Below are 14,234 nucleotides of genomic sequence, written 5' to 3'. Positions count from 1 at the left end.
CCGTCCGGAACCAGACCCCTTTCCTTTCCCTGTCCGAATACGATCCCGTTCCGAGCACGCCCCTTCTCCGCTTCGAGTGCGAATCAAGCCTTCCCGGCAACGATTCGACCGGAATTCCAGCAACACTCGAGCATGATTCGAGCGGAATTCGAGCGATATCCGGTCGGAGTTCGATCGGAGTTCTATCCGAATTCGAGTATGCCGGGACAGCAAAAAGGCTGCCGCCCTCCCCTGCGGGAGGGCGGCAGCCTTTCCGTCCGGTTCGCTTCACCCGGTCTTGCGGCGGAAGTACCTCTTCTTTCCGGCGGATCCACTCATGTTCTTGACCTTCAGCCGCCCCTCCTCGTGGGCCTTCCTGGACTTCGTCGCGCTGCTCTTCCGCTCGAGCGCCTCGCGGAATTTCTGCCGGGGGCCGTTCTCCTCGACATCGATGAGCCGCTTGTCGGTCATGCGAACCTCCTGAACGCAATTGACAGCCCGGCCAGCCTGACACAGGAGTTCAGGACGGGCCAGATTTACTTTCGGTCAGAGAAAATCGGATTCTTCTTGCGCCGATCACATCGGCTCCATCGACCGCACCTGCTTCATCGGCTGCACCTGCCTCACCGGCTATACCGGATCCGGTACGAGATGCCCGGCCGTTCCTTCGTGCCCGTTCTTTCCTTCGTGCCCGGTCTTTCCGTCGTGTTCGGCGGATTCGGCCGCGGCATCGCTTTTCCCCGCGGCCGCGGCGTCGCTGCCCGGAAGGAAGGAGCTGAGCACGGTGGTCAGTACGAAAACGCCCACGTTGCACCAGAGCACCGAAGACGTCACGGAGCTGAAGTGTCCGGGGCCGGCGCTCGCCCCCACCCCGCCTTCCACTCCCCCGAAGTAGAGGGCGCCGAGGATCGCCACCCCCGCGGCGGTGCTGAACTGGATGGCGGCGTTGAGCACCCCCGAGCCGGCACCCGCGTCCTGCGGGGGTACGTCGCCGAGGACCACGGCGGTCAGCACGGGCGTGGTCAGCCCCATGCCGCAGCCCATGACCAGCTCGGCCCCGGCGAGTTGCAGCCAGGACAGCTCCCCGCTCCCGGCCGACCCCACCGCGAGCAGGGTCCACAGCGCGCCGCAGGCCATCAGGAAGGAACCGACGCGTACGCACAGCCTGCCCCGGCCGGTGCCGAACTTCCAGGCGATCTGGAAAGTGGCGGTGATACCGACCGGCCACGCCGCGGTGACCAGGGCGGTCTTCACGATGGACCAGCCGAGACCGGTCTGCAGGTGGTAAGTGAGGACGAGGAAGAACGACGCGACGCCGCTGAAGACCAACAACGTCACTGTCAGACCCACCACGGTGGAGCGGTGCTTGAAGAGCGTCGGCGGAATCAGCGCGGATCCGTCGCGCCGGTGCCGGCGACGCTGCTGCCCGACGAACAGGGCGAGCACCAGGACCGCGACGCCCATGAACACGAACATCCAGCCGGGCCAGCCCTGTTCACGCCCCTGGATCAGCGGATAGAGGATTCCCAGGGAAGCGGTCGTCAGCAGCACCACACCGACGAGGTCGAGGCGCAGCGCCTCGTCCGAACGGGACTCGGGCATGCTGTGGGCGGACAGCACCAGGGCGATCACCCCGAGCGGCACGTTGATCAGGAAGATCGCGCGCCAGCCGAGGCCGAGGACGTCGAGTTCGGTCAGCATCCCGCCGAGGAGCGGCCCCCCGACACTGCCCAGGCTCAGGGCGGCCCCCAGCACGGCGAACGCCCGTGCCCACTCGTCCCGGTGGAACATGGTGACGATGACGGAGACCGCCTGCGGAACCATCAGGGCCGCCATGAACCCCTGCGCGAACCGCCCCGCCACCAGCACTTCGGGCAGCACCGCGGTGCCGCACACGATGGATGCCAGGGTGAAGCCGGCCACCCCGAACATGAACAGCCTCTTGCGCCCGTAGATGTCCCCCAGCCGGCCGCCCGTGATCAGGAACAGGGCGTAGGCCAGTGCGTAGCCGGCCAGGGTCCACTGAGCCGCGGTGAAACCGGCGCCCAAATCCCGCTGAATGGTGGGAAGGACCACGGTGACGGCGTTCGCGTCCAGGTTGTCGAGGAACGAGGCCAGGGTGACCACGGTCAGGGCGATCCACCGGTGCTGCGACGGTGCGCGGTCGCCGGACTCCCCGGCCGGGCCGGCCGGCTCCTCCGGCCGGTCCGGGGTTCTTGAGGGCTGCGACAATCGCGATTCAGAAGTTTCCGTTTTCATCACAGGCTTTCCTCACATCGCTTTTCCGAGGACGGCATCGAGTGCCCGGTCCATGTCGTCGTCCGACAGTTCGCTCGCGGCCTGCAGCGCTTCCTCGGCCGTGCGCGCCCCGCCGGAGGAATCCGTCTGCGGCTGTGCGAGCTCCAGCAGTTGCGCCAGCAGTCCGCTCTGCAGCAGTTGCTCGGGGGTCACCCGTCCGAGCGCCCATTCGGCGGCCTTCGCCGGGTCCTGCGGCGGGCCGGCCTCCCCGGACGCCGTGCCGAGGTCCAGGCGTACGTACAGGAACTCGGCGATGGCCCGCGAGGTCGGGTAGTCGAACGCCAACGTGCTCGGCAGCGCCACCTCGGCGTACGCGGAGAGGCGGTTGCGCAGTTCCACCGCCATCAGCGAGTCCCAGCCGAAGTCCCGCAGCGACTTGTCCGCGGGAACCGCGTCCGCGCCCTGCAGACCGAGCACACCGGACACCTCCTGCCGGACCGTGCGCAGCAGCGTGGCGACCTGGTCCTCCGCGGACAGCCCGGCCAGCCGTTCGCGCAACGACTCGGCCCGTACGACGGCCTCCTGGGCCCGCCGCAGCCTCGGCCGTACCAGAGCACCGAAGAGCGGGGCGACCTCGTCGCCGGAACCGTGCCGCAGACCGGCCACATCGAGCTTGATCGGTACCAGGCGGGTCTCCGGGCGCCCCAGCGCGACGTCCAGCAGCCGCATTCCCTCCTCCGCGGACAGGGCCTGCGAGCCCCGCCGACGCAGCCGGGCCAGCTCCGCCTCGCCCAGGCGGGCGGTCATGCCGACGCCCGCCTGCTCCCAGAGCCCCCAGGCCAGGCTCACCGCGGGGAGACCGAGCTTGCGCCGGTGCGCCGCGAGCGTGTCGAGGAACACGTTGGCCGCCGCGTAGTTGCTCTGTCCCGGCGCTCCGAGCGTGCCGGCCGCCGAGGAGAAGAGCACGAACGCGGAGAGTTCCAGCCCGGCCGTGAGCTCGTGCAGATGCAGCGCGCCCGAGACCTTGGGGGCGAGCACCCGCGCGAACCGCTCCGCGCTCTGGTTGCGCACCACGCCGTCGTCGAGCACGGCCGCCAGGTGGAAGACCCCGGTCAGCGGGTGTTCCGTACCGATCTCGGCCAGGACCTGCGCGACCTCCGCGCGCTTCGACACGTCGCAGGCGAGCACCCGGACGCTTTCGGCGCCCGCCCCGGTCAGCTCCGCCACGATCTCCTCGGTGCCCGGCGCCTCGGGGCCGCGGCGGGAGGTCAGGACCAGGTGCCGCACACCGTGCTCCACGACCAGGCGCCGGGCGACCAGCCGGCCGAGTTCACCGGTGCCTCCGGTCAGCAGGACCGTGCCCGCGCCGTCCAGGGCCTGCGGGACCGTGAGGACCAGCTTGCCCGTCGTACGGCCCTGGGCCATGATCCGGAAGGCGCCGGGAGCCTCCCGCACGTCGAACGCCGAGTACTGGAGCGGTGTGACGGCCCCCTGTTCCAGGAGGGCGACGAGTTCGCACAGCATTTCCTGAATGCGATCGGCACCGCTGTCGACCAGGTCGAACGCGCGGTAGCGGACTCCGGGGTGCGCCGCGGCAACCTCGTCGGCGTCCCGCACGTCCGTCTTGCCCATCTCGAGGAACTGACCGCCCCTGGGCAACAGCCGCAGCGACGCGTCGACGAACTCCCCGGTGAGGGCGTTGAGCACCACGTCGACACCCGCGCCGTCCGTGGCCGCCAGCCACTTGCCCTCGAACTCGGTGTCCCGCGAGGACGCGATGCGGTCGTCGGTCAGGCCGAGCTGTCGAAGCGTCTCCCACTTGCCGGTGCTCGCCGTGCCGTAGACCTCGCAGCCGGCGTGGCGGGCGAGCTGCATGGCGGCCTGCCCGACACCACCGGCCGCCGCGTGGACGAGGACCTTGTTCCCCGGGTTCAGCGTCCCGAGGTCCGTGAAGGCGTGGTGCGCGGTGAGGTAGGCCAGGGGGACGGTCGCGGCCTCGACGAAGGCGAGCGAGTCCGGGATGCGGACCATCCAGCGGGCGTCCACCCGGACCTCGGAGCCGAAGGTGCCCACCGCGAGGCCCATCACCCGGTCGCCCACGCGCAGGTGGTCGACCCCGGGCCCGGTCTCCAGGACGACGCCCGCGCATTCCAGGCCCAGCTTCGGGGCGTGCACCATGTCGAGTGCGTTGAGCACGTCGCGGAAGTTCATCCCGGCGGCCCGGACGCCCACCCGGACCTCGCCGTCGGCCAACGGTCCGCCCCGGTCGACGGGCCGGAAGAAGAACGTGTCCAGCCGGCCCTTCTCCCGGATGTCCAGGTGCCAGGGCTGCTCCTCCGTCTCCGGGACGAGCGTGTCCGGCGAGCCGGACTTCTGCACCCGCACGAGCCGGGGAGCCAGCACGCCTTCCCCGCGGACCACCAGTTCGGGCTCGGTGTCCGTGGTGAGGACCCGGCGCAGCAGGTCCCCGTCGGGCAGGTCGGCGCCGAGGTCGACCAGGCGGATTCCCCGCTCGGGGTGCTCGGCCCGCGCCACCCGGACCAGCCCCCACAGCGGTGCGTGCGCCAGGGATCCGATCGTGTCGACCGGTCCGGCCGAGACCGCCCCCCGGGTCACCCAGACGACGTCGATGCCTTCGGAACGCGGATCGTCCAGGAAGGTCTGCAGCCACTCCAGCGCCCCGGTGACCACGGTTCGGGCGCGCAGGTCGACGGCGTCCCCGTCCCCGCCGTCACCGGCCGCGTCCGGCGCGGTCAGGTCGACGACCACCGTACGGGGCCGGCCCTCGTCGAACTCGGGAAGGGCGCCCACGGGTGCGACGGCCCCGGTTCCCAGGGTCCTCGCGACGATCCCGTCCGGCCCGATCACCAGCAGGTCGTTGGAGTCCTCCGCGGACGACAGGGGCTCCTCGGGGAGCGTCTGCGGCTGGAACTCGACACGGTAGAGGTGCTCGGCGTCGTGGGTGCCGGTGCCTCCGAGCTGTGCGGCGCCGGCCCGCTTGAGCTCCAGGCCCACCGCGCTCGCCACGGGTTCTCCCGCGGCGTCGGAGACCAGGATCGTCGCGGTCGAATCGCCGGTGAGCTCGATGCGGACCCGGAGTTCCCTGCCGCCGGTGGCCGACAGCTCCACCCCGGACCACATGAACGGCAGCAGGACTCCGTCGGTGTCCCCCTCGGCGTCCTCCTCGTCGGCTCCGAGGCCCGTGGCCGCGAAGGCGTGGAGGGCCGCGTCGAGAAGCGCCGGATGGATCGCGAAACCATCGATGCCGGAATGCGCCTCTTCCGGGAGGCGGACGAGACCGTACGCGGTGCTTCCCTTGCGCCACAGCTCGGTGAGGCCCCGGAACGTCGTTCCGTACTCCAGGCCCTTCTCGAACAGTCCCTCGTAGAAGCCGTCGAGAGCCACCCGCTCGGCACCTGCCACCGGCCACTCGCGCAGCTCGGCCACCGCGGTCTCCGGCGCCGCGCCGGGCGAGACGTCGGTCAGCGAACCCGTGGCGTGCTTGGTCCAGGGAGCCGCGTCGGGCGAACCACCCGGCCGGCTGTGGATCTCCACCTGCCGGCCGTTCCCGTCGGAGGCGGAGCCGACCCGTACCTGAAGGCGAAGCTCCTCGCCGGCGGCGAGCACCAGCGGCCGGGACAGCGTCAGTTCGCCGACCCCGGCGGCACCGACGTGATGTGCGGCGGTGAGCGCGAGTTCGAGGAGACCGGTGCCGGGGACCAGGACGGTTCCGAGGACAGCGTGGTCCTTCAGCCACGGCTGGTCGGTGAGCGAGAGCCTGCCGGTGAACAAGTGGCCTCCGCCGTCGGCGAGTTCGGTCACCGCGCCCAGCCAGGGGTGCGGCGAGGTCTCCAGGCCCAGCGATCCGGCGTCGCCGGTGGCCTTCGGGACCGGAAGCCAGTAGTGCTCGCGCTGGAAGGCGTACGTGGGCAGGTTCAGCAGGCAGCCGGTGTCCGGGGCGAGCCCGAGGGCCCGGTCCCAGTCGATCTCATGGCCCTGGACGTGCAGCAGGCCCAGGTTGCGCAGGAGTTGGGCGTGGGTTCCGTGGTCGCGGGCGAGGGAGCCGACGACGATGCCGCCCCGGTCGGCGCTGCCGTCGGTCAGCGGCATGGACAGCACGGGGTGGGCGGAGATCTCGACGAACACGGTGTGCCCGTCGTCCAGGAGCTTGTCCAGGGCGCGGTCGAAACGGACGGGCTCGCGCAGGTTGCGGCACCAGTAGCCGCCGTCCAGGCCGGTGCCGTCGGACACCTCGCCCGTGACCGTGGAGTAGAACGCCAGGTCCGCGCGCTGGGGGACGAGGTCCTTGAAGTGGGTGGCGAGGCCGGGGAGCAGGGGGTCCATCTGGGCGTTGTGGGAGGCGTAGTCCACATTGATCCTGCGGGCGTAGATGTCCCTGGCCTGGAGTTCGGCCACGATCCGTTCGACCGCGTCGGCCCGGCCGGAGATGATCGTCGACCCGGCGGTGTTCACCGCCGCCACCGACAGCGCGTCCCCGTAGGGGGTGAGGTACTCCTCGACCTGGGCGAGGGGGCGTTCGATGAGGGCCATGCCGCCCTGCCCGGCGCAGGCCAGCACGGCCCGCGAGCGCTGGGCGACGATCTGCGCGCCCTGTTCCAGGGTGAGAGCACCGCTCACCACCGCGGCCACCACCTCCCCCTGCGAATGCCCGACCACGGCGGCCGGCTCCACGCCCAGCGACCGCCACAGCGCGGACAGGGCCACCCCCATCGCGAACAGGGCGGGCTGGACCACGTCGACCCGGTCGAACGGCGGATGGTCGCCTTCCGCACCGGCCAGGACCTCCCGCACCGACCAGCCCGTGAACGGCAACAGCGCCGCATCGCAGGCGTCCACGGCTTCCGCGAACACCGCACTGGAGGACAGGAGTTCACGGCCCATGCCGATCCACTGCGAGCCCTGGCCGGGGTAGACGAAGACGACCTTCCCACGGCGCCCAGCCGTACCCGTCACCACCGCCTCGTGCGACCGGCCCCCGGCCAGCGCCTCCAGCGCCTCCACCAGCCCCGCCGCATCCGACGCCACCACACTCGCCCGCGACTCGAAGTGCGTACGATGCCGGGCGGCCGTCACCGCCACATCCGCCACCCGCACACCCTCACGCCCGGACAGGTCCGAAAGCCAGGAAGCCCAGCGCCCCGCCTGCTCCCGCAGCGCCGCCTCGTCACGACCCGACACCACCACCGGGAAGACACCCTCACCGACGGCACCGACCACCGGGTCCACCAACGGCGGTTCCTCCACGATGACGTGCGCGTTCGTCCCGCTCAGCCCGAACGACGACACCCCCGCACGCCGCACCCGGTTCTCGTCCCGCGCCCACGGACGCGCCTCCTGCAGCAGGGCGAGCCCGCTGCCCTCCCAGTCGATCAGAGGGCTGGGCTCCTCCGCGTGCAGGGTCCTGGGCAGCACACCGTGCTGGAGCGCCAGCACCATCTTCATCACACCGATGACACCGGCGGCGGCCTGCGCGTGCCCGATGTTCGACTTCGACGAGCCCAGCCACACCGGACGGCCCGCATCCCGCCCCGGACCGAACACCTCCCCCAGCGCGCCCGCCTCGATCGGATCACCCAACGAGGTGCCCGTCCCGTGCGCCTCGACCGCGTCGATATCGGCCGGCACGAGCCGGGCGGCGGCCAGCGCCTCCTGGATCACCCGCTGCTGGGACGGACCGTTCGGGGCGGTCAGCCCCTGGCTGCGCCCGTCCTGGTTCACCGCACTGCCCCGCAGCACCGCCAGCACCCGGTCACCCGCACGCTCGGCATCCGACAGCCGCTTCAGCACCAGCACGCCCGCACCCTCGGCCCAGACGGCACCGTCCGCAGCGGCCGAGAAGGACTTGCAACGTCCGTCCGCGGCCAGGCCGTTGAGGCGGGAGAACTCCACGAACGGGGTGGGGGTGGACATCACCGTGACGCCACCGGCCAGCGCGACATCGCATTCGCCCTGGCGGAGGGCGGAGGCGGCGAGGTGCATCGCCACGAGCGACGAGGAGCACGCCGTGTCGATGGTGATCGCCGGGCCCTGCAACCCCAGGGCGTATGCCACCCGGCCCGACACCACGCTGCTCGCGTTGCCGGTGCCGACGTACCCGTCGAGCTCCTCCAGTCCACGGCCCTGCTGGTTGCTGTAGTCGGAGCCCATCGTGCCGAGGTAGACGCCGGTACGGCTCTCGGCCAGGGCGTCGGGCCGGATACCGGCCCGCTCCAGCGCCTCCCACGACGCCTCCAGCACCAACCGCTGCTGCGGGTCCATCGACACCGCCTCGCGCGGCGAGATCCCGAAGAACCCGGCGTCGAACCGCTCGACACCGTCGATGAAGCCGCCTTCACGGATGCTGCTCTTGCCGAGGGCGTTCGGATCGGGGTCGTACACGTCCAGGGCGTCCCAGCGTTCCGGGAACGTCCCGATCGCATCGCGTCCACCCGCCAGGAGCTCCCAGAAGCCCTCCGGGGTGTCGATGCCGCCCGGCAGCCGGCACGCCATCGAGACCACCGCGATCGGTTCGTCGGCCGTCCGGTCGGTGTCCACCGGACGGGCGGCGGGGGCCGCGGCGGGAGCCAGTGACAGCCGGTCCAGCAGCAGTCCGGCCACCGCCACAGGAGTGGGGTAGTCGAAGGCGAGGGTGGGCGGCAGCTGAACGCCCGTGGCAGTGGACAGCCGACGACGGAGTTCGACCGCGATCATCGAGTCCATGCCCAGCTTCTGGAACACCTCCTGCTCGCCGACGCTCTCCGGCCGGGTGCCTCCCAGCACGACGGCGGCTTCCTGCCGCACGAGCTCCACGAGTGCCGCGCGCCGCTCCTGCTCCGGGAGCACGGCCAGCCGGTCGCGCAGCTGCGAGCCGGACCCCGGGACCGGGTTCGTGCGGTGCCGCCGGGTACGTACGAGGTCCCGCAGAAGTGCGTGGACCTCACCGCCGCGGTCCGCCTCGCGCTGGACCGCGGTGAGCACGAGCCGTACGGGCACCAGGTGGGCCCGGTTCCCGGCCAGGGCTTCGTCGAGTGCTCGCAGCCCCTGGCGTCCGGTCAGCGCGCCGATGCCCTGTCGGCGCATTCGGGCGATGTCCGCCCGGCCGAGCCGGGCGGTCATGCCGGCCCCGTTCTGCTCCCACATCCCCCACGACAGGCTGACGGCCGCCCGGCCCTCGTTCCTGAGACGTGCCGCCAGGGCATCGAGCCAGGAGTTCGCGGCGGCGTAGTTGCTCTGGCCGGGGCCGCCCAGGAGCCCGGACACCGACGAGAAGAGGACGAAGGCGGCCAGGTCCAGACCCTGCGTCAGCTCCGCCAGGTGTGTGGCACCCGCGACCTTGGACGCCATGACCCGGTGGAGGCGGTCCCGGTCCTGGTCGGCGAGCAGCGCGTCGTCGGTGACACCGGCCAGGTGGAACACTCCGGTCCACGGGTGCTCCGGGGCGACGTCCGACAGCAGTGCGGCCGTCTGGTCCCGGTCGGACACGTCGCACGGGACGACGCGGACGGTCTCGGCGCCGGCCCCGGTCAGCTCGCGCACCAGGTCGTCGGCTCCCGGCGTCTCCGGGCCGCGCCGGGAGGTCAGCACCAGGTGCCGCACGCCGTACGCGCGCACGAGGTGGTGGGCCACGAGGTGTCCGAGTTCTCCGACGCCCCCGGTGACGAGTACGGAACCTCGCGGATCGAACAGCGGCTCCCCGCCGTCCGTGGCATCGGCCGTGGTGTCGGCCGTGGCCGTGGCGGTCCCGGGAACGAGTCGTGGCGTCAGCACCTCGCCCCGGCGTACGGCGATCTCCGGCTCGTCGGTCGTGGCCAGCGCACGGGCGACCACGCCGGGGTCGGTGTCCTGGCCGCCGAGGTCGACGAGGCGTATCGACCGGTCCGGGTGCTCGGCGCGGACGGCGCGGACGAGTCCCCACACCGTGGCGTTCGCCAGTCCGTCCAGGCGGTCGTCGGCCGAGGCCACAACGCTGTCACGGGTGACCCAGACGAGCTCGGTGGAGTGCAGCCGCTCATCGGCGAGAAGGAGCTGGGCGGTGCTCAGCGCGCTCTGCGCCGACTCATGGGCGGCGGTGTACGACGCTTCGGGCGTTCCGTAGTCCGTCGCGTCCACGACGACAGTGCCGGGGGTGGCCCGGCCCTCGTCGAGGCGGGCCGTCAGCTCCTCGATGCCGGTGCAGCGGTCCACCGCCGCGCCGTCGACGAGGCCGTCGAGGGACGGGGCGAGGGTGCCCCGGCCGTCGTCCAGCACCCAGACCGGGCCGGTCGGGGCCGACTGGTCGGGGTGCCGGGGCGGTCGGAAGGCGAGTTCGTAGACGTGCTCCACCGGTTCGGCGGCGCCGATCTGTTCGGCCGTCGCCTCGCGCAGCCGCAGCGCGGCGACCTTCAGGAGGGGACGGCCCTCGGCGTCCGCCGCCCGCAGCGCGGCGGTGGAGGTCGTACGGTCGAGATCCACCCGCACCCGCAGGGTGGTGCTCGGCTCGGCCGAGCACTCGACACCGCTCCATGCGAAGGGCAGCAGGACGCCGCGGTCCCCGCCCCGGTCCTCCGGGCCCGTCCGCTCCCGCAGGGCCGCGAGGCCGTGCAGCGCCGCGTCCAGCAGGGCGGGGTGCACCCCGTACTCCCCCGCCTGCGTCTCGTCGGGCAGGCGCACCAGCGCGTAGACGGTGTCGTCCTTGCGCCACAGCTCGGTCAGTCCCCGGAAAGCCGGCCCGTATGCCAGTCCCAGCCCGTCGAACTGCTCGTAGTAGTCCTCCAGTTGTACGTTCTCGGCGCCCGGGACCGGCCACTGCCGCAGTTCCCCGGCGTCGTCGTGCGCCAAGTCGGTTCCGTGCTCCAGCAGTTCGCCCGAGGCATGCTGTCGCCACGCTCCGTCGACGGCTTCCTCCGAGCGGCTGTAGATCTCGACCGTGCGCCCGGCGTCCTCCCTCGCGGGACCGACCACGACCTGCAGACGGACCGTGTCGCGCAGGACGAGCGGTTCGAGCAGGGTCAGTTCGCCGACGCCGGCCGCTCCTGTCCGGTGCGCCGCCGCGAGGGCCAGTTCCAGCAGGCCGGTGCCCGGCACGAGCACGGTGCCGTGGACGACGTGGTCCTCGAGCCAGGGGTGCTCGGCCGGCGACAGCTTGCCGGCGAAGAGGTGGCCCTCCCCGTTGGCCAGCATCGCGGTGGCCCCCAGCCAGGGGTGCTCGGAGTGCTCCAGGCCCACGGCGGAGAGGTCGCCGGAGACGGGTGCCGGCTCCAGCCAGTAGTGCTCGCGCTGGAAGGGGTACGTGGGGGCGGGCAGCGGCGCGGCGCCGGGGTTCGGGGCGACCCGGTCCCAGGCGATGTCCTCTCCGTGGACGTGGAGGTTTCCGAGCGCCTGCGCGAGCGTGCGGACCTCGTCCACCGGTCGGCCGTCCCGGGTGTCCGCCCGCTGGGAGGCGACGAAGACGCCGTCCCGTTCCGAGCAGGCCGCACCCATCGCGGACAGCACCGCGGCCGGGCCGCACTCCAGGTAGCGGGTGACACCCGCCCGGTCGAGTTCGCGTACGACGTCCAGGAACCGGACCGCGTCGCGGGCCTGGCGCACCCAGTAGCGCGCCGACCGCACGCCCTCGCCCGGTGGCAGGCTCTCGTCGGCCCGCTCACCGGTCACCGACGAGACCAGGGGAATGGCCGGGGCGGCGAACCGGCAGCTCTCGGCCACCGCCTCGTACTCGGCGAGCATCGCGTCCATGTGCGGCGAGTGGAACGCGTGCGACACCTCCAGCCGCCGCGTACGCCTGCCCTGCTCGGCGAAGCGGCCCTCCACCGCCGCCACCGCGGCCTCGTCACCGCTGACCACCGTCTGGGCGGGGCCGTTCAGGCCGGCGATCGAGATCCGGCCCTCGATGCCCTTGAGCACCTCGGTCACCTCGGACTCGGACGCCTCCACCGATGCCATCGCGCCGCCGCGCCCGCACGCCTGCATCAGCCGGCCACGCGCCGCCACCAGCCGTGCGGCGTAGGGGAGTTCCAGTACTCCTGCCACATGAGCGGCCGCCAGTTCACCGATCGAGTGACCGGCCACCGCGGCGGGCTGGATCCCCCAGTCCTGCCACTGCCGGAACAGGGCCACCTCGAACGCGAACAGGGCGGGCTGGGTGAACTCCGTCTCGTGCACGAGTGCCGCGTCCGCGCTGTCCTCGTCGGCGAAGAGCACCTCGGTCAGGGGGCGGGTCAGGTGCGGGTCGAGGGCCGCGCACACCTCGTCGAACGCTTCCCTGAAGGCGGGCAGGGCGGTGTGGAGCGCGCGTCCCATTCCTGCCCGCTGGCTGCCCTGGCCGGTGAAGAGCACCGCCGACTCGCCCGACCCGGCCACCCCTTCGGTGACCGCCGGATGCGCCCGTCCCTCGGCAAGGGCGGTCAGCGCCGCCACGAGTTCCGCGGTGTCGGCGGCGACCGCGCTCGCCCGGTGCTTGAAGTGGGTGCGGTGGGCTCCGGCGGTACGCACCACCTCGGCAAGGCCGATGTCGTCACGGCTCGACAGGTCCGACAGCCAGGACGCCCAGCGCCCGGCCTGCTCCCGCAGCGCCGCCTCGTCACGCCCCGACACCACCACGGGGAACGGCCCGTCGGGCGCCTCTGCCGGTTCCGTCGCCCCGGCGACCGGCTCCGCCGACGGCGGTTCCTCCACGATGACGTGCGCGTTCGTCCCGCTCAGCCCGAACGACGACACCCCCGCACGACGCACCCGCCCCTCGTCCCGCGCCCACGGACGCGCCTCCTGCAGCAGGGCGAGCCCGCTGCCCTCCCACTCGATCAGAGGGCTGGGCTCCTCCGCGTGCAGCGTCCTGGGCAGCACACCGTGCTGCAACGCCAGCACCATCTTCATCACACCGATCACACCGGCGGCGGCCTGCGCATGCCCGATGTTCGACTTCGACGAGCCCAGCCACACCGGCCGGCCCGCATCCCGCCCCGGACCGAACACCTCCCCCAGCGCACCCGCCTCGATCGGGTCACCCAACGACGTACCCGTCCCGTGCGCCTCGACCGCATCGATATCGGCCGGCACGAGCCGGGCGGCGGCCAGCGCCTCCTGGATCACCCGCTGCTGCGACGGACCGTTCGGAGCCGTCAGCCCCTGGCTCCGCCCGTCCTGGTTCACCGCACTGCCCCGCAGCACCGCCAGCACCCGGTCACCCGCACGCTCGGCATCCGACAGCCGCTTCAGCAGCAGCACACCGACACCCTCCGACCAGCCCGCACCGTCCGCACCCGCGGCGAACGACTTGCACCGCCCGTCGGGCGCCATGGCCTTCAGCCGCGAGAACTCCACGAAGAGGGAAGGAGTGCTCATGACCGTCACGCCGCCCACGAGAGCGAGTTCGCATTCGCCCTGGCGGAGGGCGGAGGCGGCAAGGTGCATCGCCACGAGCGAGGAGGAGCACGCCGTGTCGATGGTCATCGCCGGACCCTGCAACCCCAACGCGTACGACACCCGGCCCGACAGAACACTCGACGCCCTGCCCGTACCCACATACCCGTCCAGGGCCTGCAGATCATGCGCCCGATGATCCCCGTAATCGGAATTCATCGTGCCCAGATACACACCCGTCCGACTCCCCGCCAACGACTCCGGACGCACCCCCGCCCGCTCCAGAACCTCCCACGACGCCTCCAGCACCAACCGCTGCTGCGGATCCATCGACACCGCCTCACGCGGCGAAATACCGAAGAACCCCGCGTCAAAACCCTCCACATGCCCATCCGCCAGAAAACCCCCCTCACACCCATAACTCTTCCCCTCCACCCCAGGATCGGGATCGAACAGATCCAGACCCCGCCACCGCCCCGGAAACCCCCCGACCGCATCCCCACCCCCCGACAACAACTCCCAAAAACCCTCCGGCGAATCAATCCCACCCGGCAACCGGCACGCCATCGACACCACCGCAACCGGCTCGGTGCGGGCGGCCCGTTCCGAGTCGAGCTCCTTCTCCGCCTTGAGCAACGCAGTCGTGGCACGCCTCAGATAGGACTCGAGCTTCTCGACGT

At 71.9% G+C, this 14,234-nt stretch carries 3 protein-coding genes; all 3 read right to left on the bottom strand.

Annotation, left to right across the window (positions count from 1 at the left end; genetic code table 11):
* Nucleotides 1–267: 267 nt before the first annotated feature.
* The 3 genes from OCT49_RS37295 to OCT49_RS37285 all read right to left on the bottom strand — a co-directional run bounded on the left by OCT49_RS37295 (nt 268) and on the right by OCT49_RS37285 (nt 14,190).
* Entirely contained in the window at nt 268–450 is a 183-nt protein-coding gene (locus OCT49_RS37295) for a DUF5302 domain-containing protein (RefSeq protein ID WP_283856603.1), read from the bottom strand.
* Nucleotides 451–609: 159 nt separating this feature from the next.
* On the bottom strand, nt 610–2,238 hold the full coding sequence (locus tag OCT49_RS37290) for an MFS transporter (protein WP_283856602.1): 1,629 nt from the start codon (nt 2,236–2,238) through the stop codon (nt 610–612).
* Nucleotides 2,239–2,250: 12 nt separating this feature from the next.
* The gene (locus tag OCT49_RS37285) at nt 2,251–14,190 is read right to left on the bottom strand and encodes an SDR family NAD(P)-dependent oxidoreductase (protein ID WP_502963521.1); all 11,940 of its coding nucleotides are present in this window, start codon (nt 14,188–14,190) and stop codon (nt 2,251–2,253) included.
* Between the last annotated feature and the right edge of the window lie 44 nt (nt 14,191–14,234).

This window comes from Streptomyces sp. ML-6 (genome assembly GCF_030116705.1).
Taxonomy (GTDB): Bacteria; Actinomycetota; Actinomycetes; order Streptomycetales; family Streptomycetaceae; genus Streptomyces.
Note: the sequence above shows the minus strand (reverse complement) of the source record. Positions and strands in the feature narration are given on the sequence as shown.

Bases quoted from the DNA above. Each gene is read 5' to 3' on its own strand.
- OCT49_RS37295 (WP_283856603.1), bottom strand. From the start codon at position 450: ATGACCGACAAGCGGCTCATCGATGTCGAGGAGAACGGCCCCCGGCAG.
- OCT49_RS37290 (WP_283856602.1), bottom strand. From the start codon at position 2,238: ATGAAAACGGAAACTTCTGAATCGCGATTGTCGCAGCCCTCAAGAACC.